Annotated in this window: 23 protein-coding genes; 16 read left to right on the forward strand and 7 right to left on the reverse strand. The window is 63.8% G+C overall.

The features are described 5' to 3' along the window. Window position 1: 1 nt before the first annotated feature. Both ACXZ1M_RS20805 and ACXZ1M_RS20810 read right to left on the reverse strand, forming a co-directional pair. Window positions 2-2479: a sensor domain-containing protein gene (locus ACXZ1M_RS20805; protein ID WP_459049539.1), complete on the reverse strand. Its 2478-nt coding sequence runs from the start codon at window positions 2477-2479 to the stop codon at window positions 2-4. 98 nt (window positions 2480-2577) lie between these two features. After that, a complete protein-coding gene (locus ACXZ1M_RS20810; protein ID WP_459049540.1) occupies window positions 2578-3636 on the reverse strand; it encodes an NAD(P)-dependent alcohol dehydrogenase in 1059 nt (352 codons plus the stop codon). 104 nt (window positions 3637-3740) lie between these two features. On the opposite strand from ACXZ1M_RS20810, the gene ACXZ1M_RS20815 reads away from it, so the two are divergent. Further along, a complete protein-coding gene (locus ACXZ1M_RS20815; RefSeq protein WP_459049541.1) occupies window positions 3741-4643 on the forward strand; it encodes a LysR family transcriptional regulator in 903 nt (300 codons plus the stop codon). Between the two features lie 91 nt (window positions 4644-4734). Further along, a complete protein-coding gene (locus ACXZ1M_RS20820) occupies window positions 4735-5064 on the forward strand; it encodes a hypothetical protein (protein WP_459049542.1) in 330 nt (109 codons plus the stop codon). Between the two features lie 16 nt (window positions 5065-5080). On the opposite strand, the gene ACXZ1M_RS20825 is transcribed toward ACXZ1M_RS20820, so the two are convergent. Further along, window positions 5081-6310 (reverse strand): CaiB/BaiF CoA transferase family protein, encoded by a 1230-nt coding sequence (locus tag ACXZ1M_RS20825; protein ID WP_459049543.1) that lies wholly within the window; start codon window positions 6308-6310, stop codon window positions 5081-5083. 49 nt (window positions 6311-6359) lie between these two features. After that, the gene (locus ACXZ1M_RS20830; protein ID WP_459049544.1) at window positions 6360-7094 is read right to left on the reverse strand and encodes a M48 family metalloprotease; all 735 of its coding nucleotides are present in this window, start codon (window positions 7092-7094) and stop codon (window positions 6360-6362) included. A gap of 22 nt (window positions 7095-7116) precedes the next feature. Here ACXZ1M_RS20830 and ugpQ point away from each other — a divergent pair, with 22 nt between their 5' ends. The 9 genes from ugpQ to ACXZ1M_RS20875 all read left to right on the forward strand — a co-directional run bounded on the left by ugpQ (window position 7117) and on the right by ACXZ1M_RS20875 (window position 16339). Beyond that, a complete protein-coding gene (gene ugpQ, locus ACXZ1M_RS20835) occupies window positions 7117-7869 on the forward strand; it encodes a glycerophosphodiester phosphodiesterase (protein ID WP_459049545.1) in 753 nt (250 codons plus the stop codon). A gap of 66 nt (window positions 7870-7935) precedes the next feature. Beyond that, entirely contained in the window at window positions 7936-8556 is a 621-nt protein-coding gene (locus ACXZ1M_RS20840) for a helix-turn-helix transcriptional regulator (protein WP_459049546.1), read from the forward strand. 84 nt (window positions 8557-8640) lie between these two features. Then, the gene (locus ACXZ1M_RS20845; protein ID WP_459049547.1) at window positions 8641-9066 is read left to right on the forward strand and encodes a hypothetical protein; all 426 of its coding nucleotides are present in this window, start codon (window positions 8641-8643) and stop codon (window positions 9064-9066) included. A 70-nt stretch (window positions 9067-9136) separates the two neighbouring features. Then, complete coding sequence (gene alaS, locus ACXZ1M_RS20850) at window positions 9137-11749, forward strand: alanine--tRNA ligase (RefSeq protein ID WP_459049548.1); 2613 nt, start codon at window positions 9137-9139, stop codon at window positions 11747-11749. Window positions 11750-11961: 212 nt separating this feature from the next. Then, window positions 11962-12219, forward strand: a complete 258-nt coding sequence (locus ACXZ1M_RS20855) for a sulfurtransferase TusA family protein (RefSeq protein ID WP_373990978.1) — start codon at window positions 11962-11964, stop codon at window positions 12217-12219. A 173-nt stretch (window positions 12220-12392) separates the two neighbouring features. Next, window positions 12393-13142 (forward strand): electron transfer flavoprotein subunit beta/FixA family protein, encoded by a 750-nt coding sequence (locus ACXZ1M_RS20860; RefSeq protein WP_459049549.1) that lies wholly within the window; start codon window positions 12393-12395, stop codon window positions 13140-13142. Window positions 13143-13154: 12 nt separating this feature from the next. Next, window positions 13155-14087 carry an electron transfer flavoprotein subunit alpha/FixB family protein gene (locus ACXZ1M_RS20865; protein ID WP_459049550.1) on the forward strand — a complete coding sequence of 311 codons (933 nt, stop codon included), beginning with the start codon at window positions 13155-13157 and terminating at the stop codon, window positions 14085-14087. A gap of 154 nt (window positions 14088-14241) precedes the next feature. Beyond that, the gene (locus ACXZ1M_RS20870; protein ID WP_459049551.1) at window positions 14242-16032 is read left to right on the forward strand and encodes an acyl-CoA dehydrogenase; all 1791 of its coding nucleotides are present in this window, start codon (window positions 14242-14244) and stop codon (window positions 16030-16032) included. Window positions 16033-16114: 82 nt separating this feature from the next. Continuing rightward, complete coding sequence (locus tag ACXZ1M_RS20875; protein ID WP_459049552.1) at window positions 16115-16339, forward strand: hypothetical protein; 225 nt, start codon at window positions 16115-16117, stop codon at window positions 16337-16339. Here ACXZ1M_RS20875 and ACXZ1M_RS20880 read toward each other — a convergent pair. Genes ACXZ1M_RS20880 through ACXZ1M_RS20890 form a run of 3 tightly spaced genes read right to left on the reverse strand, consistent with a single transcriptional unit; the run spans window position 16326 to window position 18347 of the window. Then, on the reverse strand, window positions 16326-17303 hold the full coding sequence (locus ACXZ1M_RS20880; protein WP_459049553.1) for a proline dehydrogenase family protein: 978 nt from the start codon (window positions 17301-17303) through the stop codon (window positions 16326-16328). The genes ACXZ1M_RS20875 and ACXZ1M_RS20880 overlap by 14 nt on opposite strands. Before the next feature lie 6 nt (window positions 17304-17309). Continuing rightward, a complete protein-coding gene (locus ACXZ1M_RS20885; protein ID WP_459049554.1) occupies window positions 17310-17900 on the reverse strand; it encodes a glycine zipper 2TM domain-containing protein in 591 nt (196 codons plus the stop codon). Window positions 17901-17918: 18 nt separating this feature from the next. Continuing rightward, the gene (locus ACXZ1M_RS20890; protein WP_459049555.1) at window positions 17919-18347 is read right to left on the reverse strand and encodes an NINE protein; all 429 of its coding nucleotides are present in this window, start codon (window positions 18345-18347) and stop codon (window positions 17919-17921) included. Window positions 18348-18569: 222 nt separating this feature from the next. On the opposite strand from ACXZ1M_RS20890, the gene rpsP reads away from it, so the two are divergent. The 5 genes from rpsP (at window position 18570) to ACXZ1M_RS20915 (ending at window position 21384) form a co-directional block, all read left to right on the forward strand. Then, complete coding sequence (gene rpsP, locus ACXZ1M_RS20895; protein WP_092278370.1) at window positions 18570-18821, forward strand: 30S ribosomal protein S16; 252 nt, start codon at window positions 18570-18572, stop codon at window positions 18819-18821. Between the two features lie 15 nt (window positions 18822-18836). Further along, window positions 18837-19400: a ribosome maturation factor RimM gene (gene rimM / locus ACXZ1M_RS20900; RefSeq protein ID WP_459049556.1), complete on the forward strand. Its 564-nt coding sequence runs from the start codon at window positions 18837-18839 to the stop codon at window positions 19398-19400. Between the two features lie 29 nt (window positions 19401-19429). Further along, the gene (gene trmD / locus ACXZ1M_RS20905; protein ID WP_373990987.1) at window positions 19430-20176 is read left to right on the forward strand and encodes a tRNA (guanosine(37)-N1)-methyltransferase TrmD; all 747 of its coding nucleotides are present in this window, start codon (window positions 19430-19432) and stop codon (window positions 20174-20176) included. A gap of 92 nt (window positions 20177-20268) precedes the next feature. Next, window positions 20269-20652: a 50S ribosomal protein L19 gene (gene rplS / locus ACXZ1M_RS20910; protein WP_090189821.1), complete on the forward strand. Its 384-nt coding sequence runs from the start codon at window positions 20269-20271 to the stop codon at window positions 20650-20652. A gap of 63 nt (window positions 20653-20715) precedes the next feature. Beyond that, window positions 20716-21384, forward strand: coding sequence for a CoA pyrophosphatase (locus ACXZ1M_RS20915; protein WP_459049557.1), 669 nt, complete (start codon window positions 20716-20718; stop codon window positions 21382-21384). The last annotated feature ends 6 nt before the right edge of the window (window positions 21385-21390 follow it).

A 21390-nucleotide genomic window follows, 5' to 3' on the forward strand; every position in this document is an offset into this window, starting at 1 on the left:
GCTACGGTTGTGCTCGTGTCCGAATGTCGGAACTGACCCCGAATTGGTCGGCGAACGCTGCGGGGGGCAGCGGGCGGCTGAAGTGGTAGCCCTGCATTTCGTCGCATTCGTGCTGCCGCAGGTAGCTGAGCTGGTCCTGCGTTTCCACGCCTTCGGCAATCACCTTGAAGCCCAGGCTGTGGCCCAGCGCGATCACCGAGCGCACGATGGCCGCCACCTTGGGCTCGGCCAGCATGTCGCGCGTGAACGATTGGTCGATCTTCAGGTAGTCGACCGGGAATTGCTTGAGGTAGGCCAGGCTGGAATAGCCGGTGCCGAAGTCGTCGATCGATAGCGCCACGCCCAGTTCCTTGAGCTTGTCGATCACCGCCACCACGTCGTCGACGTTGTGCATCATCAGGCTTTCCGTCAGTTCCAGCTCCAGATACCTGGCTTCCAGCCCGCTGTCCTCCAGCGCGGCGCGGACCTCGCCCAGCAGGCCGTCGGCGCGGAACTGGCGTGCCGACAAATTCACCGCTACCCGCATCGGCGCCAGGCCCGCCTCTTGCCACGCCTTGTTCTGCGCGCAGGCGGTGCGCAGCACCCAGCGGCCGATGGCGACGATTAGCCCGGTCTCCTCGGCCACGCCGATGAAGCGCGCCGGCGATACCGCGCCCAGCGTCGGATGCTGCCAGCGCAGCAGCGCTTCCATGCCGCTGACCGCGCCGCTGCGCAGGTCCAGCTTGGGCTGATACACCAGGCTTAGTTGATTGCGCGCCAGCGCCTGCCGCAGTTCCGTTTCGATCGAGGCGCGTTCGGTCACGCGCTCATGCATCGCCGCTTCGTAGAACTGCACCTGGTTGCGCCCGGCTTCCTTGGCGCGGTGCATGGCGATGTCGGCGTGCTTGAGCAGTTGCTCGGCATCGCTGCCGTCCGCCGGAAACACGCTGACGCCGATGCTGCAGGTGAGGTCGACCGTCTGCTGTGTCAGCGTGACCGGCGCGGCCACCGCCTCCTGCACCAGTTGCAGCAGGCTCGACATCGGACGCTGGTTGGCGATCGGCAGCAGCAGCGCGAATTCGTCGCCGCTCAGCCGCGCCACCGTGTCGCCTTCGTTGGCGCAGGCGCGCAGGCGGTTGGCGATGGCGCACAGCAGTTCGTCGCCGACCTGGTGGCCGAGATGGTCGTTGATCAGCTTGAAGTTGTCGAGGTCGATGTACAGCACCCACAGGCTGTGCTTGAAGCGCTGCGAGAACGTCACGGCCTGCATCAGGCGATCGTTGAGCAGCACGCGGTTGGGCAGGCCGGTGAGGGCGTCGTGGTTGGCCTGGTGTTCCAGTTGTTCCTGGTATTCCATGATGGCCGTCATGTCGGTTAGCACGCAGACGTGGTGGTCGACCGCGCCTTCCGCACGGACCGGCGCCACGTGCAGCTGCGCCCACAGCAAGCTGCCGTCGCGGTGGCGCGGACGCAGCAGCAACGTCACTTCCTGCTGCGATTGCATGGCCGTGTGCAGCGCCTGGCGCTGTTCATCGTGTGGGTGCAGGTCCAGCAGCGTTTCCAGGCGCCGCCCCAGCACGCTGTCCAGCGTATGGTCGAACAGGCGCACGAAGGCGGGGTTGGCGTATTCGATCAGGTCGCCCTGCGCGCTGTGGGAGGTGATGGCGATGGCGTTGATGCTGGCTTCCAGCGCGCGCCCGCGCAGTTGCAGCGCCAGCTTCAATTGCTCGCGTTCGGTGATGTCGTGGGCGAAGACCAGCCGCGCCGGGCGGCCGGCGAGGGTGATGGCGTGCGATGAAATGTCCACCTGCACGCGGCTGCCGTCGCGCCGCACGTGGGTCCAGGCGCCCGAGTTTTCCGTACCCTTGGCCGGCGCCTCGGCCAGGTTGCGCGCCAGCCGCTCCAGGTGTTCCAGCGGCCGAATGTCGCGGATGGTCATTTGCAGGAACTCGGCTTCCGTGTGGCCGTACTGGGCCACGGCCGCCGCGTTCACCACCAGGAAGCGCAGCGTTTCCAGGTCGTACACCCACATCGGCTGCGGATGCGCCTCGAACAGGGACTTGAAGCGCAGGCGTGATTCATAAACATCGTAGTCGTCGATCGGGTAGGCCAGGCACAGGAAGGACGATTGTCGGGCGTCGGGACGCCATTCGATGGTGTGGGTGACCGGATGGTGGCTGCCGTCGCGTCCCAGCAGTTCCACTTCGCCGCGCCAGTAGCCGCGCACGCGGGCACAGGGCAGCGCTTCGTTCTGCAGCATCGGCAGCACCCAGGTGGCGTACAGGGAGCTGGCCGGAATGTCGTCCGCAAGCGGACCCAGCACGGAGCTGGCGTGGTTATTGATGCTGAGTAACTTTCCGGATTCGGCGATGGCGAAGGCAAAGTAGGGGCTGCGGCCGAACAGTTGGTCGAACGCCGGGGACTGCTGCTTGCCGCCCGCGCGCTGGCTGCGCCGGCTTTGCGGCGCGCGGCTGTAGACTGGCTGCGGAAGGTTGTCCATCGGGTGCCCGGGCTGTATCTGTCGTTCGATACTAGCAGAAGGTCTCAGCTGGCCGTCGCACGGCTAGCTCTTGCGTTTTGCTGCCCGGGCAGGGACGATCAGGCCGGTTGTTTCAGGGTCGTCATGTCGATCACGAAGCGGTATTTGACGTCGTTTTTGAGCAGGCGCTCCCAAGCCTGGTTGATGTCCTGGATGGCAATCATCTCGACGTCGCTGACGATGTTGTGCTCGGCGCAGAAGTCCATCATTTCCTGGGTCTCCTTGAGCCCGCCAATTGCCGAGCCCGCCACGGATTTGCGTCCCAGGATCAGGCCCATGCCCAGCGGCGGCGGGTCCAGTTCGGTCAGCACGCCGACCATGGCCATGGTGCGGTCGCGGCGCAGCAGGGCCAGGTAGCGGTTGATGTCGTGCGGCACCGGGATGGTGTTGAGCAGGAAATCGAAACTGTTGGCGGCGGCTCGCATGGCGTCGGCGTCGGTCGAGAGCAGCACGGCGTCGGCGCCAAGGCGCTGCGCGTCCTTGCCCTTGTCCGGCGAGGTGGTGATCATCACCACGTGCGCGCCCATGGCCTTGGCGAACTTGACGCCCATGTGGCCCAGCCCGCCCAGTCCGATCACGCCCACCTTCTGGCCAGGGCCGACCTTCCAGTGGCGCAGCGGCGAGTAGGTGGTGATGCCGGCGCAAAGCAGCGGCGCCACGGCTTTCAGGTCCAGCTTGTCGGACACCTTGATCACGAAGTGCTCGTCGACCACGATGAAATCGGAGTAGCCGCCGTAGGTGGGGGCGCCGCTGTCGCGTTCGCGCCCGTTGTAGGTGACGGTGAGGCCGCCTTCGCAATACTGTTCCAGGTCTTCCTCGCAGGCCGAGCAATGGCGGCAGGAGTCCACCAGACAGCCGACGCCGGCCAGGTCGCCGACCTTGAACTTGTGCACGCCGCTGCCGACTTCGATCACGCGGCCGATGATTTCGTGGCCCGGCACCATAGGATAAATGGAGCCGCCCCAGTCGTCGTGCGCCTGGTGCAAATCGGAGTGGCAGACGCCCGAGTACAGGATTTCGATCACCACGTCGGCGGCGCGCGGGGCGCGGCGTTCGAAGCTGAAGGGGACGAGATGGGAATGCTTGTCGTGGGCGGCGTAGCCGTGTGCCTGGGACATGAGGGACTCCTTCGATTGTTTACAGTTATTGCACTATAATTGTTGTGGTATGCAGCAAACAAGCGGGTTAATCTGCATGGTTTAAACAGGAAAATTGCACAATCATGCAGCTTGATAATCTGTCCCACCTGGCTGTGTTTGCCGCTGTAGCGCGCCACGGCAGCTTTCGCAAGGCGGCGGCCGAGCTGGCTTTATCGGCGTCGGCGGTCAGTTATGCGGTGCGCACGCTGGAGGACCGGCTCGGCGTCGGCCTGTTCAACCGCACCACGCGCAGCGTGGCGCTGACAGAGGCCGGCAAGCATTTGCTGGAGCGCCTGCAGCCGGCGCTCGGCGGCGTCAACACGGCGCTGGAGGAAATGAATATGTTCCGCGCCTCGCCGGCCGGCACCTTGCGCATCAACTGCTCGCGCGATGCGGCGGTGATGGTGATCGGTCCCCTGATCGACCGCTACCTGACGGCCTATCCCGACATCTCGCTCGACATCGTCAGCGACGACGGCATGGTCGATATCGTTGATCGCGGCTTCGACCTCGGCATACGCTACGCGGAGCACGTGCCGGAAGACATGATCGCCGTGCCGGTGTGGCCGGGCCAGCGCTTTCTGGTCGTGGGAGCGCCGTCCTATCTGGCGCGGCACGGCGTGCCGCAGCAACCAGACGATCTGATGCGGCACAACTGCGTGCGCTTCCGTTTCCCGCGCGGGAATTTCTACAAGTGGGAATTGGGCAAGGGCGAGGTCAAGCTGGAGCTCGATGTGCCGGGGCGCTTGTCGGTCGGCGATTCGCAACTGGCGCTGCGCGCTGCGCTGGACGGCGTGGCGCTGACCTTCCTGCCCGAGTTCCGGCTGCAACCGTATCTGGAGCAGGGGCGGCTGGTGCGCGTGCTGGAGGATTGGTGTCCTCCCAGCACGCGCCTGATGATGTACTACCCGCGCCAACGCCGCATGTCGTCGGCTCTGCGCGCCTTTGTCGACATGGCGCGCATTCCCGGCGAAAACCTTATTTGAACGCGGTCTGATCTGCATCAGTGCCGTGCTTGATAGGCGCAACTGTCGAGTCGCTCCTGCGGTCGAATCCTGATCTACGGAGGAGACCATCATGTTGCACACAAACGATATCGAACACCGGTTTTACTTTGTCGAACGGGCAGTCCGGCTGGCTGCGCAGGCCGCGTCGGCGGAGCCTGTGCTGCCGCGTGAATTGCGCGACTGTATCGAACGGATGGACAAGCACGCCGACAACGCGCGCGAGATCCTGCAATCGGCGGACGAACTGCGCATCCGCCGCCTGATCCGCGACATGGACCTGCTGGCCGAAAAGGCCAAGCGCGTCTGCACCTTCATCCCCACGCTATCCGCCCAGATCAAGGGCGCGGTGACGCATATGCACAGCCAGATCCAGGAACTAAAACGCGACGTCGGCGTGTGACGGCAACGAGCTGCCGCTACAGCACGCCTTTTGTGCGCAAGGCGGCGATGTCCTCGTCGCTGCGGCCCAGTAGATCGCGCAGCACGGTGTCGGTGTGCTGGCCCAGCAGCGGTGGGGCGACGGCGTTGTCGGTCGGCGTGGCGGACATGCGCATCGGGCTGCGCACCAGCTTGGTCGTGCCGGCGGTCGGGTGCGGCACTTCCATCACCACGCCGCGCGCCTGTACTTGCGGGTTCTTGTAGACCTCGTCCAGGTTGTTGATTGGGCCGCACGGCACGCCGACTTGCTCCAGCTTGTCGATCCAGAAATCGCGCGGTTGTTGCAGCACCATCTCGGCCAAAACAGGCACCAGCTCGTCGCGGTTTTTCACGCGCAGCGGATTGGTGGCGTAGCGCTCGTGGAAGGCCAGGTCGGCGCGGCCGCCGGCTTCCACGAACTTCTGGTATTGCCCGTCGTTGCCGGTGGCGACGATGATGTAGCCGTCCGCGCACTGGAAGGTTTGGTAGGGCACGATGTTCGGATGCGCATTGCCCCAGCGCTTGGGCGGCTTGCCGCTGTTGAGGTAGTTGCTGCCGGCGTTGGCCAGCATGGCCACCTGCACGTCGAGCAGGGCCATGTCGATGTACTGGCCTTCGCCGCTGCGGTCGCGATGCGTCAGCGCGGCCAGGATGGCGATGGTGGCGTACATGCCGGTCATCAGGTCGGTCAGCGCCACGCCGGCTTTCTGCGGACCGCCGCCCGGCAGGTCGTCGCGTTCGCCGGTGACGGACATCAGGCCGCCCATGCCCTGGATCAGGAAGTCGTAGCCGGCGCGGTGCGCGTAGGGGCCGTCCTGGCCGAAGCCGGTCACCGAGCAGTAGACCAGGTCCGGCTTGACGGCTTTCAGCGAGTCATAGTCGAGGCCGTAGCGCTTGAGTTGGCCGACCTTGTAGTTCTCCAGCACCACGTCGCTGTGCGCCGCCAGTTCGCGGATCAGCTGCTGGCCTTCGGCGCTGGCGATGTCCACCGTGACCGAGCGCTTGCCGCGATTGGCGGACAGGTAGTAGGCCGCTTCGGTGGTGTCCTTGCCGTCGGCGTCGCGCGCGTAGGGCGGCCCCCAGGCGCGGGTGTCGTCGCCGTTGCCGGGACGTTCGATCTTGATCACGTCCGCACCGAGATCGGCGAGGTTCTGCGAACACCACGGTCCTGCCAGCACGCGGCTCAGGTCGAGCACGCGGATATGGCCCAGCGCTTTTGGAGCTGTCATGATTTATCTAGCCTTTTGAGTAACAAAATCAGGCCGCTAGTGTAGTGGCTCAGTCGCTTGGCTGCACGTCATTTTTTTGCAAGCCGGCGGCCAGCGCCTGCGCCGCGCGCCAGCGTTGCGCAGGCGACGGATAGTCGGGCTTGCTGCGGCGCGGCCAGTCGCTGGCGCGCAGCATCTTGCGGAAGTAGCCGGCCAGACGCTCGGCCGGCCAGCCGGCGCGCCACGCCAGGCGCATGCCTTCGCGGTCGGCTTCTTCTTCCTGTGCGTAGTTGGTGGCGGCCAGCTTGCCGATCAGGGCCATGTCGTTGTCGACCGCGTATTCCAGTTCGATGAACGGGCGCTGCGCCCAGGCCGGTTCCAGCCGCAGCGCCGCCTCGTATTCCAGCAGGTTGTGGCGCAGGGCGGCGTGTTCGATTTCGTGCGCCAGCAGCATGGCCAACTCGGCGTCGCTGAGCGCCAGTCGCTCGACATAGGGCTGGCTGACCAGGATCTTGCCGCCGGCCATGCAGTCGGCGTTTTGGTCGGGATCGTCGGTGGTGTGGACTTCCCAGGCCCAGCCGGCGGTTTCCGGATAATCGCGCCGCGCCTGCGCGATCAACGCTTCGGCGATGGCACGCACGCGGGCTGTGAAGGCGGCGTTGGCGTCGATGGAGAGCACGGCCAGCCGATCGGCGTACATCACGGCCGCGCGCGCCACCACTTGCTCCTGCGTGGGTGCGGCATGGGCCAGCTGCGCCGCTAGCAGCAGGGCGGCGATTCGTGATAACGTTGCTATCCTTGCCATAACCACTCTCCGAGGCGTAGCCATGTGGCCGTATCCTAAAATTGTTGCACATCGCGGCGGCGGCACGCTGGCGCCGGAAAACACCGTGGCCGGCTTGCGCGCCGGACTGGCCTACGGCTTCCGCGCCGTCGAGTTCGACGTCATGCTGTCGCGCGACGACATCGGCATGGTGATGCACGACCCGGACTTCGGCCGCACGGTGGCCGGGCAGGGCAGCGTGGCCGGCACCGACGCGGCGGACCTGGCCGGCATGGACGCCGGCAGCTGGTTCGGCGCCGAGTTCCGCGACGAGCCGGTGCCGTACTACACGCAGTTTATCGATTACTGCAAGGCGCAGCGCATCTGGATGAATGTGGAAATCAAGCCGGCCGACGGTTTCGAGGCCGCCACCGGCGCCTGGGTGGCGAAAGTGACGCGCGACAGCTACGCCGCCGAACTGGCCGCCGGCGATCCGGCCGGCTATCCCTTGCTGTCCTCGTTCAGCTACGAGGCGCTGGCGGCCGCCCGCGACGCCGCCCCCGAGCTGCCGCGCGGCTACCTGCTGGATAAAATCCCCGACGACTGGCAGGCGCAAGCCGAGCGGCTGGGCGCGGTGGCCATCCACACCAACCAGAAGCATTTGACCCGCGAGCTGGCGTCCGCGATCAAGGCCGCCGGCTACGGCCTGTTCTGCTACACCGTCAACGATCCGGCGCGCGGCCGGGAAATCCTGTCCTGGGGCGTGGATGGTTTTTGCACCGACCGTATCGACCTGATCGGCCCGGCCTTCACCTGACTTGCATATCCAAGGCCGGTGCGGTGCGCTAAACTGGCTGGATCAAGAAACAGGGAAGGGCCGGAGATGCAGCTGGCGCTCACGTCCTATGCGGTCGCCTCTTGCCTGGACGCCGCGCTGGACCACATGGATATCGCGGTGTTCGTGGTGGATGCCGAGCTGCGCCTGCTCCACACCAACGCCGCTGCGCGTGAGCTGCTCCATCGCGATACAGCTTTGCGGCTGCACGGCGACAAACTGTTGCAGGACGCCGCCGGCGGCGACAAGTCGCTGGGGCAGACCGTTGCCGCCGTGCTCGCCGCGCCGGGCGCCGCCGCCCATGCGCTCAGCTTGCCGCGCCCGGACCGCCAGCCGCTGTTGCTGACCGTGGTGCCGTTCGCGCCTCCCACCTGTCCGGCCGAGCTGCCGGCCTGCGCCATCGTCATGGCAAGCGATCCCGACCACTACCGCCTGTCACCGCAGCTGCTGATGGAGCTGTTCGGCCTGACTCCGGCCGAAGCCGGCGTGGCGCAAGCGCTGGCGCGCGGCGAGGCGCTGGAGGACATCGCCGCCGCGCTCGACATCAGCCTGCACACCGTCAAAACCCATCTGCAGAAACTATTCCGCAAGACCGGCACGCGGCGCCAGGGCGAGCTGGTGTCCGTGCTGCACGGCGTGCCGGCCGCTGCCGTACGCTCCATCGTTTGAGTGATGTATCGGGCGTCGCCGCTGCCTAGACTGACAGGGCGCTGTCGTCTGACCGCGCACAACCCGAGATAGGGAGTATCCGTCATGAAAACACAATGGCTGTTGGGGATAGCGCTGTGCGGCGCGGGACTGGTGGCGCAGGCGCAGCAACAAGATGAATCGGTGACGGTCCAGGCCCCGCGCCTGACGATCGAGTTGCCGGAGCGGCCGTACAACATTGCGGCCAGCGAGTTGCGGGAATTTCGCGGATCTTATGAACTTGCCAACGGCCAGATCCTGCGCCTGAGCGGCGTCGGCAAGGCCATGTACGGCGAGATCGACCAGTTGGGCGAACACCGCCTGGTGCCGTCCAACCACAACACCTTTGTGGCGCTCGACCGCAAGCTGCAGGTGCGCATCGACCGCGAACAGTACGGCGAGCCCGGCGGCGAAGTGCTGATGGTGGTGCCGTCGCGGAACCTCGCCACCGGGGAAATCGTCGAGCAGGTGGTGAGGCTGGCGGCGCGTTAGTGGGGGATTCACGGGCTGGCTGTGGCATAATCGTTCTTTTGCACCAGCCGGCTATTTACCTCATAACGACATGAAATCATCTGAAATCCGCGAGAAGTTCCTCAAATTTTTTGAGTCCAAAGGTCACACGATTGTTCGTTCCAGCTCCCTGGTGCCTGGCAACGACCCAACCCTGCTGCTGACCAACAGCGGCATGGTGCAGTTCAAGGACGTGTTCACCGGCACCGACAGCCGCCCGTACAGCCGCGCCACTTCCGTGCAGCGCTGCGTGCGCGCCGGCGGCAAGCACAACGATCTGGAAAACGTCGGCTACACCGCGCGTCACCACACCTTCTTCGAAATGCTGGGCAACTTCAGCTTCGGCGACTACTTCAAGCGCGACGCCATCAACTTCGCCTGGGAACTGCTGACCAAGGTCTACCTGCTGCCGGCCGACAAGCTGACCGTCACCGTCTACCAGGAAGATGACGAAGCCTACGATATCTGGGCCAACGAAGTGGGCGTGCCGAAAGAGCGCATCATCCGCATCGGCGACAACAAGGGCGCGCGCTACGCCTCGGACAACTTCTGGCAGATGGCCGACACCGGCCCATGCGGCCCGTGCACCGAGATCTTCTACGACCACGGCGCCGACATCTGGGGCGGTCCGCCAGGCTCGCCGGACGAAGACGGCGACCGTTTCATCGAAATCTGGAACCTGGTGTTCATGCAGTTCAACCGCGACGAAGCCGGCGTGCTGCACAAGCTGCCGAAGCAGTCGGTCGACACCGGCATGGGCATGGAACGCCTGGCCGCCGTGCTGCAACACGTGCATTCGAACTACGAGATCGACCTGTTCCAGGCCCTGATCAAGGCCGCCGCGCGCGAAACCGGCGCCACCGACCTGGAAAACAAATCGCTGCGCGTGATCGCCGACCACATCCGTTCGGCCGCCTTCATGATCGTCGACGGCGTGATTCCGGGCAGCGAAGGCCGGGCCTATGTGCTGCGCCGCATCATCCGCCGCGCGCTGCGTCACGGCCACAAGCTGGGCCAGACCAAGCCGTTCTTCTACAAGCTGGTGGCCGACCTGGCGATCGAGATGGGCGGCGCCTATCCGGAGCTGGAAGAAGCCAAGGGCAACGTCGCCAATATGTTGAAAGCGGAAGAAGAGCGCTTCGGCGAAACGCTGGAAACCGGCATGAAAGTGCTGGAAGCGCAGCTGGCCAAGGACGCCACCGGCATCGACGGCGCCACCGCCTTCACGCTGTACGAAACCTACGGCTTCCCGCCGGACCTGACCGCCGACATCTGCCGCGAACGCAACATCACTTTCGACCAGGAAGGCTACGATGTCGCCCTGAAGGAAAGCCAGGAACTGTCGCGCAAGGGCGGCAAATCGGCCAAGGACAGCAAGGTTGAATATTCGGGCGAGAAGAACAAATTCGTCGGCTACGACAACTTGAGCCATGCCACCAGCAAGATCGTCGCGCTGTACGCGGCCGGCACCTCGGTGCAGGAATTGAAGGCCGGCCAGGCCGGCATCGTGGTGCTGGACACCACGCCGTTCTACGCCGAATCGGGCGGCCAGGTCGGCGACCAGGGCTTGATCAGCGCCGGCGCAGCATCGTTCAACGTCAGCGACACCCTCAAGGTGCAGGCGGATGTGTTCGGCCACCACGGCGTGCTGGCATCGGGCTCGCTGAAAGTGGGCGACGCGGTCAGCGCCGACGTCGACCAGGCCAAGCGCGCACGCACCATCCGCAACCACTCGGCCACCCACCTGATGCACAAGGCATTGCGTGAAGTACTGGGTTCGCACGTGGCGCAAAAAGGTTCGCTGGTCGATCCGGACAAAACCCGTTTCGACTTCAGCCACAACGCGCCGCTGACGGCCGAGCAGATCGCCGAAGTGGAAGCCAAGGTCAATAAAGAGATCCTGGAAAACCACGCCACCAAGGCCCAGCACATGTCGTTCGACGACGCCGTCAAGCATGGCGCCATGGCGCTGTTCGGCGAGAAGTACGGCGACGAAGTGCGCGTGCTCGACATCGGCACCTCGAAAGAGCTGTGCGGCGGCGTGCACGTGCAGCGCACCGGCGACATCGGCTTGTTCAAGATCATTTCGGAAGGCGGCGTTGCCGCCGGCATCCGCCGCGTGGAAGCCGTCACTGGCGAAGGCGCGTTGGCGCTGGTGCAGGGCATGGCCCGCAAGCTGAACGAAGCGGCCGCCGCGCTGAAATCGAATCCGGAAGAGCTGACCGTCAAGATCGGCGCCGTGCAGGACCAGGTGAAATCGCTGGAGAAGGAACTGGCGGCGCTGAAGTCCAAGCTGGCGTCGGGCCAGGGCGATGAGCTGGCCGGCCAGGCGGTCGACGTCAAGGGCATCAAGGTGCTGGCGGCCACGCTGGACGGCGCCGACGTGACCGCGCTGCGCGAAACCATGGACAAGCTGAAGGACAAGCTGAAAACCGCCGCCATCGTGCTGGCCGCCGTCAACGACGGCAAGGTCAGCCTGATCGCCGGCGTCACGGCGGACTCGACCTCCAAGGTCAAGGCCGGCGAGCTGGTCAACTTCGTCGCACAACAAGTGGGCGGCAAGGGCGGCGGACGCCCCGATATGGCGCAGGCCGGCGGCACCGATCCTAGCGGCCTGGCGGCGGCGCTGGCCGGCGTTTCGGCATGGGTGGGCGAGCGCGCTTAACACCTTCCATATTGCTGTAAAGCAGTGTTAATGCGGCCTGCGTGTGATTTTGCATCACACGCAGGCCGTTGTCGTATGGAGCGGACTGTTGTATACTTTCCAGTTCCCGTTGCAAACTTGCAACGTACAACGAACTATTTTGGTGCGGCGCGTCATCCCTCCAGAAAAGGAGTAGTATGGCTACACCTCCCCACAAACGAGCGGGTTTTTTGATGACCGAAACGATACTTGAAAACGAAATCATCGAATTCCACAAGGAACTCGACGCACGCGGCCTGAACTGCCCGCTGCCTATCCTCAAAGCCAAGAAGGCGCTGGCAGAGCTGCAGAGCGGCGAAGTGCTGCGCATCATGGCGACCGACCCGGGTTCCGTGCGCGACTTCCAGGCGTTCTGCAAACAGACCGGCAATGCCCTGTTGTCCCACGTCCAGATCGGCCGTGAGTTTGTCTTTTTGATGCAGCGCAAATAACAGCCGCTGTATTTTTCTTCCTAGAAATTCGTCTGAAACATTTATTTTTTAGACGATTTCTACTAGCTAAAAAACGCACGATCGTGCTTAAATTTCTTGTGCGGGCAGGATTTCTCATATAATCTAGCCCACATTATTTAGTCCCGAATTCAATTTTTCCCAAAGGCACAGCTATGAAAGTCTTGGTACCCGTCAAACGTGTGGTCGACTACAACGTCAAGGTGCGTGTGAAGTCCGATGGCACCGGTGTTGATATCGCCAACGTCAAAATGTCGATGAACCCGTTCGACGAAATCGCTGTCGAAGAAGCGACCCGTTTGAAAGAAGCCGGCAAGGTCACCGAAGTGATCGCCGTGTCCGCCGGCGTGACCCAGTGCCAGGAAACCCTGCGCACCGCCATGGCCATCGGCGCCGATCGCGGCATCCTGGTGGAAACCGCTGTTGAGCTGGAGCCGCTGGCCGTCGCCAAGCTGCTGAAAGCGCTGGCCGACAAGGAACAGCCACAGCTGATCATCCTGGGCAAGCAGGCCATCGACGACGACTCCAACCAGACCGGCCAGATGCTGGCTGCGCTGCTGGGCTGGCCGCAAGCGACCTTCGCCTCGAAAGTGGTGCTGGAAGACGGCAAAGTCACCGTCACCCGCGAAGTGGACGGCGGCCTGGAAACCCTGGCGCTGACCCTGCCGGCCATCATCACCACCGACCTGCGCCTGAACGAGCCGCGCTACGTGACCCTGCCGAACATCATGAAAGCGAAGAAGAAAACGCTGGACGTGACCAAGCCGGAAGACCTGGGCGTCGATGTGACCCCGCGCCTGAAAACCGTGAAAGTCGCCGAGCCTGCAAAACGCTCGGCCGGCATCAAAGTACCGGACGTCGCTACCTTGGTCGCAAAACTGCGCACCGAAGCTAAAGTCATCTAAAGGAAACCGAAAATGGTCGCATTAGTTATCGCAGAACACGACAACGCTAGCCTGAAGGCGAGCACCCTGCACACCGTTACCGCAGCCGCACAATGCGGCGGCGACGTGCACGTCCTGGTGGCCGGCTCCAACGCTGGCGCCGCCGCCACCGCTGCCGCCGCCATCGCCGGCGTCTCGAAAGTGATCGTTGCCGATGCAGCGCACTTCGCCGACGGCCTGGCCGAGAACGTGGCCGAGCAGGTGCTGGCAATCGCCGCCTCGTACAGCCACATCCTGGCCCCGGCCACCGCCTACGGCAAGAACATCCTGCCGCGCGTGGCCGCCAAGCTGGACGTGGCGCAGATTTCGGAAATCACCAAGGTCGACTCGCCGGATACTTTCGAGCGTCCTATCTACGCCGGCAACGCCATCGCCACCGTGCAGTCGAGCGACAAGATCAAGGTCATCACCGTGCGTTCGACCGGTTTCGACGCTGCTGCCGCCACCGGCGGTTCGGCTGCCACCGAAACCGCAGCCGCCGTGGCTGATTCGGGCAAGTCCTCGTTCGTCGGCCGCGAAGTGGCCAAGTCGGACCGTCCAGAGCTGACCGCCGCCAAGATCATCGTCTCCGGTGGTCGTGGCATGGGTTCGGGCGAAGCCTTCAAGATCCTGGAACCGCTGGCGGACAAGCTGAACGCCGCCATGGGCGCATCGCGCGCCGCGGTGGACGCGGGCTACGTGCCGAACGACTGGCAAGTCGGCCAGACCGGCAAGATCGTTGCGCCTAACCTGTACATCGCGGTCGGCATCTCCGGCGCGATCCAGCATCTGGCCGGCATGAAGGATTCGAAAACCATCGTCGCCATCAACAAAGATCCGGAAGCGCCGATCTTCTCCGTTGCCGACTACGGCATCGTAGGCGACCTGTTCGACATCGTGCCACAACTGGTTGCTGAACTGGGCTAAACCCACATAAAGAACCGCTCAGGCCACGCTGATCCGGAACGCCGGGTTGCCGTGGCCTTATTTTTAACTACGACACGTCGTCCCCGCGCACGCGGGGATCCATGCTGAGTATGGGCTCCCGCTTGCGCGGGAGCGACGGCGAAGGAGACATAAGATGCCGTATCAAGCACCGATCAAAGACATGCTGTTCGTGATGAACGAACTGGCCAACCTGCAAGCCGTGAGCGAACTGCCGGGCTGCGAGGACGCCACCCCGGAAACCGCCGAAGCCGTGCTGGAAGAAAGCGCGAAATTCGTCGCCAACGAAATCGCCCCGCTGAACCACGAAGGCGACAAGGAACCCAGCTACTGGACCAAGGACGGCGTGATCACCACCAAGGGCTTCAAGGAAGCCTTCCGCCAGTTCGCCGACGCCGGCTGGCAGGGCCTGCAGCACCCGACCGACTTCGGCGGCCAGGGCTTGCCCAAGCTGGTCGGCACGCCATGCGTGGAAATGCTGCACGGCGCCAACCTGGCCTTCGCGCTGTGCCCGCTGCTGTCGGACGGCGCCATCGAAGCGCTGCTGACCGCCGGCAGCGACGAGCAGAAAGCCACCTACCTGGAACCGCTGGTCACCGGCAAATGGACCGGCACCATGAACCTGACCGAGCCGCAAGCAGGCTCCGACCTGGCCGCCGTGCGCACCCGCGCCGAGCCGCAGGGCGACGGCACCTACAAAGTCTTCGGCACCAAGATCTTCATCACCTACGGTGACCACGACATGACCGAAAACATCGTCCACCTGGTGCTGGCGCGCACGCCGGACGCACCGGCGGGCGTGAAGGGCATCTCGCTGTTCATCGTGCCGAAGTTCATGGTCAACGCCGACGGCTCGCTGGGCGCGCGCAACGACGCGCACTGCGTCTCGCTCGAACACAAGCTCGGCATCAAGGCCAGCCCGACCGCCGTGCTGCAATTCGGCGACCACGGCGGCGCCATCGGCACGCTGGTGGGCGAAGAAAATCGCGGCCTGGAATACATGTTCATCATGATGAACGCGGCCCGCTTCGGTGTCGGCATGCAGGGCATCGGCCTGTCGGAGCACGCTTACCAGCACGCGCTGGCCTATGCCAAGGACCGCGTGCAGTCGCGCGACCTGAACGGCTCGCCGTCGGGCGTGGCCATCATCAACCATCCGGACGTGCGCCGTTTGCTGATGAACATGCGTTCGCAGACCGAGGCGGCGCGTGCGCTGGCCTACGTCGGCGCCGCGCTGTACGACGCCGCCCACCACAGCGAGGATGCCGGCGTGCGCGCGGAAAACCAGGCGGTGTACGAATACCTGGTGCCGATCATCAAAGGCTGGTCGACCGAACTGTCGCAAGACGTCACCCGCGACGGCGTGCAGATCCACGGCGGCATGGGCTTTATCGAAGAAACCGGCGCGGCGCAGCACTATCGCGACGCCAAGATCCTGACCATCTACGAAGGCACGACGGCGATCCAGGCCAACGACCTGATCGGCCGTAAAACCGTGCGCGACGCCGGCAAGGTCGCCAAGGGCCTGATCGCGCAAGTGCGCGCGACGGAAGCCGAACTGGCCAAGCTGGAAGGCGCCGACTTCGCCGCCATCCGCAAGCACCTGGCGCAGGGCGCGGCGGACCTGGAAGCGGTGGTGGACTACGTGGTGGCCAATATCAAATCCGACATCAAAGGCGTGTTCTCGGGCAGCGTGCCGTACCTGAAACTGGCCGGCATCGTGCTGGGCGGCTGGCAGATGGCGCGCGCGGCGGTGATCTCGCAGCAGAAACTGGACGCCGGTTCCGGCGACGCCAGCTTCTACAAAGCCAAGATCGGCACCACGCGCTTCTTCGCCGACCACTTCCTGAGCCAGTCTTCGGGCATCCGTACCTCGATCATCGAGGGTAGTACGGGCGTGCTGGCGCTGGATATCGAGCAGTTCTAAACTTCGGGGCTTCGGCCCCGATTTTTTTGAATCCGTTACGGGATGCGGTGCGTACAAGCTGGATATCCTTTGTGAGGCCAGCATGAGACCTATCTTTATTCGCACCGCTCCTATTTCCGACCGCAAGGCGTATGCCGTCGGGCGCATGAATGCGGCCGCGCAGCGGCTGCTGCATGCCGAGACCGTCGCGGAGGAGATCCAGGCCGGGCATTGGGTGCTGGCCTGGGCTGTTGCCGCCGGCGCCCGGCCTTCGTCACGCTCAGCCGTCCCTGGCGTGATTTCCTTCGGCTTGACTAACCTGCATTGAGGTCGATGATGGCCTGGTAGACGCGGATCGGTTCTTCGGCGATGCGGTTCAGTACGTAGAGGAAGTGTTCTTCGCCGAACACCGCGTACTCGCGCGTGGGGAAGCCGCTGGCTTGCAGGGCGTCGAGCTGCTCGGCGCCGAGTCCGATCAGCGATTCGAATTCGAACCAGCGCGGGTCGATGCGCTCCTGCACGATCAGGTCGACCAGGTTGGCCTGGATGCTGCGGTCGTGCGTGGCGATCGAGCATTTGTGGCCGCTCAGCAGCAGCTCTTGCGCGTAGCGGCGGTAGGCGGCCGCCAGCTCGGGGCTGTTGCGGCTGTGGGAGACGCTCTCCGGCTCCAGGAAGGCGCCTTTGACCAGGCGGATACGTCCCGGTACCTTCATCAGTTGCGGCAGGTCTTGCACGGTGCGGTGGCGCTTGGCCGGCACCGTGATGCCGACGTTGCGCAGGTCGTCTTCGCGGTGCAGGCGTGTGTAGATGGCGTAGATGTCGTCGCTGCGGTCGATGCCTTCCATCGAGATCATGACCTCGCGGTTGATTTCGGCGGCGGCCAGGGCGATGCGGCGCGCGTTGCGGTAGCCCAGTTCGCTGTCCACCAGCGAGCCCACGTGCGACAGGTCGAACGAGATCGAGCAGTTCAGGTTGCGTTGGCCGATGGCCTTCACCAGTTCCATGAAGACTTCCGTTTCGGCCATGGCGAAGGCTTCGTCACGTACGCTTTCGCCCATGTACTCGGCCGAGGCAGCATGGCCGCGCGCAATGATCTGCTCGACGCGCTGCAGCGCTTCCGTCACCGTTTGTCCGGCCACGTACCGCTGCGATACCTTGTGCATGAGCGGCCGCAACAGCGGCTCGTTGCAGAATTTTTCCTTGGCCGTTTCATCGAGCGCCAGCGCGCGCAAGGCGCCGGCGGCCTGGTCAACGAGTGCTTGCCATTCGGCGGGGAAGGTGGGTGCGGTCATGATGCCTTATCGACGGATGATGCTGCCGTTGGCGCCCTGCACGCGGTCGCCGCTCAGCATTTGTGGGTCGTGGTCGAAGTTGTAGGCGGCTTGGCGGCCGTCGTCGTATTTGACGTGCACGGTCCACTGTTTGCTCGACTTGGCCTGTTCTTCGATCTTTTTGCCGGCGTAGGCGCCGCCGGCTGCGCCGGCCACCGTCGCCAGCTTGCGGCCGCCGCCGCTGCCGACCTGGTTGCCGAGCAGGGCGCCCGCCACGCCGCCGGCGATCATGCCCAGCGCGCTGCCTTCGCCCGCCTTGTCGCTAACCACCACCTGGGTGACCTTGCCGCAGTCATTGCAGGCGCCCGGCTTGGTCGTGGCGGCCTGGTGCTGGGCCTTGGCCTGCGCCAGCGCTTTGTCGTGTTCGGTTTTGGAGTCGCGCAGGCATTGCATGCGCTGGCCGGAATCCTGCTCTTCCGCGCAGAGTTTTTTGTCCTCGGCGTAGCGGGTGGCGATGCGCTTGGTTTCGGCGTTATATTGTTCTTTGCTGTTTTGCGCCTGCACCGGGGAGGCCAGGGCGGCCAGGGTCAGTGCGGCGATGAGGGAGCGGTTGAACATGATGGTCTCCTTGTTGTTTTAACCGTAGGCGCCACCAGTGTACAACAAGTCAAACAGGCGGGAGATGGTGGCGATCAGCGAGCCGGTGCCGATCATCATGGTGGCCACCAGGATCACGGCCACCGGCCAGCGCGTGTCCGATTGCCGGCCCGAACCGGCGTTGTGGCGGGCATCCCATTTTTCGTCCGGCGTCAGCCCCAGCACCAGCGCCTGCAGGAAGCCGGCCAGGGCCGAGACCATGATCGGCAGCAGCTTGTAGAAAGCGTTGGCGTCCGGCGCCAGTTGCGTCACCACCCAGGCCGCCGGCAGGCAGCACAGGTGCAGCCACAGCCAGCGGTCGCGCCAGCCGCCTAGGTAGAGCCGGTGCAAGCCCAGGCCGCCCAGCAGAAAGGCCAGCAGGGTGGCGATTGTCTTGTTTTTGTGACGGGTCTGGTGCGAAACATGCATGGTTGTTCAGCAAAATAGTCGGTAAGCCACCAGTATCAGGCATAATACCGGCCCCGGCACGCCTTTTTTGCAAGCAAGCCTATTGCCCCAGGTGCCGGAACAAGGGATAATCTTCGATTACCCCAACATGCCCAATTATTTCATTAACGCTTGCTGCCTTGCGGCAAAGCGCGCTATAATTTGCGGCTTTTTCCGTCCTAGCACAAATTTTTTGGAAATATTATGGTCGTTATTCGTTTAGCTCGTGGTGGTGCCAAGAAGCGCCCTTTCTTCAACATCGTTGCAACTGATTCGCGCAATCGTCGCGATGGCCGTTTCATCGAGCGCATTGGTTTCTACAACCCAATGGCTTCGGGCCAGGAAGTTGCTCTGCGTATTACCGCTGACCGTCTGGCTCACTGGGAATCCGTCGGCGCACAACTGTCGCCTACCGTTGCTCGTCTGGTCGCCCAGAACAAAAAAGCAGCAGCCTAAGTTCAGGTTACCGGTTTGACCGATAAGAATGCATCCGGGGTGCAAGTCCCCGACGATTTGGCACAGGTAGGCTTTGTCTTCGGTGCTTTTGGCGTAGCAGGCTGGGTCAGGATTCGTCCTTTCTCGGAAGATGCGGATGCACTCCTCAAGGTTAAAACCTGGTGGCTCGATAAACCGGCGTTGCGCGATGTGGACGTCCAGCAGTGCAAACTGCATGGCGGCGATGTCGTAGCGCGTCTGGTTGGCGTGACTGACCGGAACCAGGCCGAAGCCCTCAAAGGCACCGGCGTGTTCATTCCGCAAAGCCGCTTCCCGGTCTTGACCGGCGATGAGTTTTACTGGACCGAGTTGATCGGTCTGGAAGTAGAAAATCTGCAAGGTGAGCACCTCGGTAAGGTGACTGACATGATGAGCAACGGTCCCCAGTCGATCCTGCGCATCACGCCAGCCGCGCCCGCAGGCGCTGTTCCCGAAGAAGTTGCGGCGCAAGAGCGCCTGATCCCATTTGTGGACGCGTTCATCATCAAGGTGGACAAGGAAGCCAAGAAGATCATCGTCGACTGGGGCCTTGATTACTAATACCAGCGCAACATTGAGGGCGGTTCGCCATGCAATTTGATGTCGTAACCCTGTTCCCGGAAATGTTTGCCGCCATAACGCAGTCGGGTGTGACCCGGCGCGCGTTTGATCAGAATAAATGTGGCCTGTCGCTGTGGAATCCGCGTGATTTCACCACCGACAATCACCGCACCGTGGACGATCGCCCGTACGGCGGCGGTCCCGGCATGGTGATGCTGGCCAAGCCGCTGGAAGCGACGCTGTCCGCAGCCAGGCAACGCCAGATCGACGCCGGTTTGCCGGCGCCGCGCGTGGTGTTTATGTCGCCCCAGGGCAAGCAGTTGACGCACGAACGTGTCATGCAGCTCAAGCAGGAAGCCGGTCTGGTGATCCTGTGCGGCCGCTACGAAGCGGTGGACCAGCGCCTGCTCGATCGTTGCGTGGATGAAGAAATCAGCCTTGGCGATTTCGTGCTGTCCGGCGGCGAGCTGCCGGCCATGGCCTTGATGGATGCGGTGATCCGCCAGATTCCCGGCGTGCTCAACACCGACGCCTCGGCCATCGAAGACAGCTTCGTCAACGGCCTGCTGGATTCGCCGCACTACACGCGGCCGGAAACGTATGAAGGTGTGGGCGTGCCGCCGGTACTGATGGGCGGCAACCATGCAGAGATTGAAAAATGGCGTCGCCAGCGCATGCTGGAGGCGACTTCGCGCAAGCGACCGGATTTGCTTGTCAAAGCGCGTGAGGCGGGACTGCTCACCAAGCACGACGAGCGATTTTTGGCGGGCCTTTAGTGTTTATTGGCCTGCTCGTTATAACCCCATCCTCTACTGGGCACGAGTTTTAACTCATAGCGCGCCAGCAAGATGGTTTTTGGAGTCTCAAAATGAACGTGATTCAACAACTCGAGCAAGAAGAAATCGCTCGCCTGGGCAAGAACATCCCTGACTTCGCTCCTGGCGATACCGTGGTGGTCAACGTTAACGTAGTCGAAGGCACCCGCAAGCGCGCCCAGGCATACGAAGGCGTGGTCATCTCCCGTCGTAACCGTGGCCTGAACTCGAACTTCATCGTTCGTAAAATCTCGTCCGGCGAAGGCGTTGAGCGTACCTTCCAGCTGTACTCCCCGCTGATCGCTTCGATCGAAGTGAAACGCCGCGGTGACGTACGTCGCGCTAAACTGTACTACCTGCGTGATCGTTCCGGTAAATCGGCACGTATCAAGGAAAAACTGCCAAACCGTCGCCCAGCGGCGAAAGCAGCCGTTTAATATCGGTTGTGTTTGGAGAGAGGGCGCCCGTAGGGCGCCCTTTTTTCTTCCCGAGGAGTGATATTGGCCAAGCCCCCATTCGACCCCCAACTGCTGCCGATTGACGCCATCGCCGGCGAACCCGCCGTTGCGCCGGAGCGCCTGGCGCCCGCGTGGCTGCGCGAACGCTTCGCCGTCGACCGCGCTTGGACGCCCGAGGGCAGCGAGCGCGTGATGCCCGACCGCGAAGGCCGTCCGCCGACCCCGGCCTCGGTGCTGATTCCGCTGGTGCGGCGCGCCACCGGCCTGACCGTGCTGCTGACCCAGCGCACCGCCCACCTGACCGATCACGGCGGCCAGATCAGCTTTCCCGGCGGCCGCGCCGAGGACTACGACCAGGACGCCGTCGACACCGCGCTGCGCGAGTCGGAAGAGGAGATCGGCCTGGCGCGCAGCCACGTCGAGATCCTGGGCGCGCTGCCCAAGTACCTGACCGGCACCGGCTACTGCGTCACCCCGGTGGTGGCGCTGGTGCAGCCGCCGTTCGAGGTCACCGCCGATCCGTCCGAAGTGGCCGCCATCTTCGAGGTGCCGCTGGCCTTCCTGATGGATGGCGCGAACCACCAACGCCTGTCGGTGGACCTGCCCAGTGGGCGCCGCAGCTTCTATGCCATGCCTTACGAGGGCTATTACATCTGGGGCGCCACGGCCGGCATGCTGCGCAATCTGTTCCATTTCTTGCGTGCAGAGTGAGAACTA

The sequence above is a fragment of the Duganella paludis genome, from assembly GCF_054461335.1.

Excerpts from the sequence above, each read along its gene's own strand:
- ACXZ1M_RS20805 (WP_459049539.1), bottom strand. The coding sequence starts at position 2,479 with ATGGACAACCTTCCGCAGCCAGTCTACAGCCGCGCGCCGCAAAGCCGG.
- ACXZ1M_RS20810 (WP_459049540.1), bottom strand. The coding sequence starts at position 3,636 with ATGTCCCAGGCACACGGCTACGCCGCCCACGACAAGCATTCCCATCTC.
- ACXZ1M_RS20815 (WP_459049541.1), top strand. The coding sequence starts at position 3,741 with ATGCAGCTTGATAATCTGTCCCACCTGGCTGTGTTTGCCGCTGTAGCG.
- ACXZ1M_RS20820 (WP_459049542.1), top strand. The coding sequence starts at position 4,735 with ATGTTGCACACAAACGATATCGAACACCGGTTTTACTTTGTCGAACGG.
- ACXZ1M_RS20825 (WP_459049543.1), bottom strand. The coding sequence starts at position 6,310 with ATGACAGCTCCAAAAGCGCTGGGCCATATCCGCGTGCTCGACCTGAGC.
- ACXZ1M_RS20830 (WP_459049544.1), bottom strand. The coding sequence starts at position 7,094 with ATGGCAAGGATAGCAACGTTATCACGAATCGCCGCCCTGCTGCTAGCG.
- ugpQ (WP_459049545.1), top strand. The coding sequence starts at position 7,117 with ATGTGGCCGTATCCTAAAATTGTTGCACATCGCGGCGGCGGCACGCTG.
- ACXZ1M_RS20840 (WP_459049546.1), top strand. The coding sequence starts at position 7,936 with ATGCAGCTGGCGCTCACGTCCTATGCGGTCGCCTCTTGCCTGGACGCC.
- ACXZ1M_RS20845 (WP_459049547.1), top strand. The coding sequence starts at position 8,641 with ATGAAAACACAATGGCTGTTGGGGATAGCGCTGTGCGGCGCGGGACTG.
- alaS (WP_459049548.1), top strand. The coding sequence starts at position 9,137 with ATGAAATCATCTGAAATCCGCGAGAAGTTCCTCAAATTTTTTGAGTCC.
- ACXZ1M_RS20855 (WP_373990978.1), top strand. The coding sequence starts at position 11,962 with ATGACCGAAACGATACTTGAAAACGAAATCATCGAATTCCACAAGGAA.
- ACXZ1M_RS20860 (WP_459049549.1), top strand. The coding sequence starts at position 12,393 with ATGAAAGTCTTGGTACCCGTCAAACGTGTGGTCGACTACAACGTCAAG.
- ACXZ1M_RS20865 (WP_459049550.1), top strand. The coding sequence starts at position 13,155 with ATGGTCGCATTAGTTATCGCAGAACACGACAACGCTAGCCTGAAGGCG.
- ACXZ1M_RS20870 (WP_459049551.1), top strand. The coding sequence starts at position 14,242 with ATGCCGTATCAAGCACCGATCAAAGACATGCTGTTCGTGATGAACGAA.
- ACXZ1M_RS20875 (WP_459049552.1), top strand. The coding sequence starts at position 16,115 with ATGAGACCTATCTTTATTCGCACCGCTCCTATTTCCGACCGCAAGGCG.
- ACXZ1M_RS20880 (WP_459049553.1), bottom strand. The coding sequence starts at position 17,303 with ATGACCGCACCCACCTTCCCCGCCGAATGGCAAGCACTCGTTGACCAG.
- ACXZ1M_RS20885 (WP_459049554.1), bottom strand. The coding sequence starts at position 17,900 with ATGTTCAACCGCTCCCTCATCGCCGCACTGACCCTGGCCGCCCTGGCC.
- ACXZ1M_RS20890 (WP_459049555.1), bottom strand. The coding sequence starts at position 18,347 with ATGCATGTTTCGCACCAGACCCGTCACAAAAACAAGACAATCGCCACC.
- rpsP (WP_092278370.1), top strand. The coding sequence starts at position 18,570 with ATGGTCGTTATTCGTTTAGCTCGTGGTGGTGCCAAGAAGCGCCCTTTC.
- trmD (WP_373990987.1), top strand. The coding sequence starts at position 19,430 with ATGCAATTTGATGTCGTAACCCTGTTCCCGGAAATGTTTGCCGCCATA.
- rplS (WP_090189821.1), top strand. The coding sequence starts at position 20,269 with ATGAACGTGATTCAACAACTCGAGCAAGAAGAAATCGCTCGCCTGGGC.